The 1,364-nt window shown below is 35.7% G+C and carries 1 protein-coding gene; it reads left to right on the forward strand.

Annotated elements, in window-relative coordinates; translation table 11 throughout:
• Positions 1-115 precede the first annotated feature (115 nt).
• The gene (locus ACVFVN_RS14695) at positions 116-1,318 is read left to right on the forward strand and encodes an IS256 family transposase (protein WP_456235863.1); all 1,203 of its coding nucleotides are present in this window, start codon (positions 116-118) and stop codon (positions 1,316-1,318) included.
• Positions 1,319-1,364 lie beyond the last annotated feature (46 nt).

The raw sequence follows: 1,364 nt of genomic DNA on the forward strand, positions 1-1,364 counted from the left end.
GGTAGTATCCCACTAACTGTGTAAGTTAAAAAGTTATTCTGATAAATTTTGAGCCCTTAATGCTCAAAAAATTTATTGGCAATAACTTTTTATTATTTTTAAACATTATACAGTTATGACTAACAAAGAAGATTTATTAAACAACAAGGATTTTTTTAAATCCTTTAAGAATGGTGAAGATTTAACATCTTTCTTCAAAGAACTCCACAAGAAGGCCGTAGAACACATGCTTGATGCAGAACTGGATAGCCATCTGGACAACGAAAAACATGATAAAAGCATCGATGGTAATTATCGAAACGGACATGGAACCAAAAAGATAAAATCCTCATTCGGTGAATCCGAGATTAAAGTTCCAAGAGATCGTGAAGGTAGTTTTGAGCCTGCATTAGTTCCCAAAAGGCACAACATCATTGATGGTTTAGAAAACATCATCATCTCGTTTTATGCCAAAGGAATGAGTGTTTCGGACATTGAAGAGCAGATTAAAGAAATGTATGATTTTGATGTTTCCACTTCGACAATTTCCAGAATAACAAACGCAGTAGCCAGTGAAGTTGTAGCTTGGCAGAATCGACCCTTAGACGATGTTTATCTAATTGTTTGGATGGATGGGATTGTTTTTAAGGTTCGCGAGAACTCAAAAGTCATTAACAAAACCATTTATTTAGCTGTTGGACTCAACCGTGAAGGTAAAAAAGAAGTCCTCGGAATGTGGCTTGGAAAGAACGAAAGCTCCAGCTTTTGGATGAGCGTTCTCACGGATTTAAAAGCTCGTGGCGTAGAAGATATTTTGATTACTGCTACTGATAATTTGAACGGATTTACAGACACCATCCGATCGGTTTTTCCTGAATCTCAGACCCAAATATGTGTGGTTCATCAGATTAGAAACGCTTGTAAATACGTGGTTTGGAAGGATAGAAAAGAGTTTTCTGCCGATATGAAACATATTTATACTGCACCCAACAAAGACGCTGCCAAAGCCGCTTTAGAAGATTTTGCCACAAAATGGGAAGGGAAATATCTTTACGCAATCCAATCCTGGAGAAACAACTGGGACGAATTAACTGTGTTTTTTGACTTCCCAATCGAAATCCGTAAAATCATTTATACGACTAATCTCATTGAAAATCTGAACGGAAAAATCAGAAAATACACCAAAAACAAAATGTCTTTTCCTACTGACGATGCGGTATTAAAGTCTGTTTATTTAGCACTCAAGGAATCAACTAAAAAATGGACAATGCCTATTCATAATTGGGGTATTGTTCTTAACCAATTTATGCTTATTTTTGAAAAAAGGCTCAGATTATAAAATCTAAGCCCAACTTTTTAACTTACACACTTTATAGGATAGTGTC

It is taken from the genome of Soonwooa purpurea, assembly GCF_053891095.1.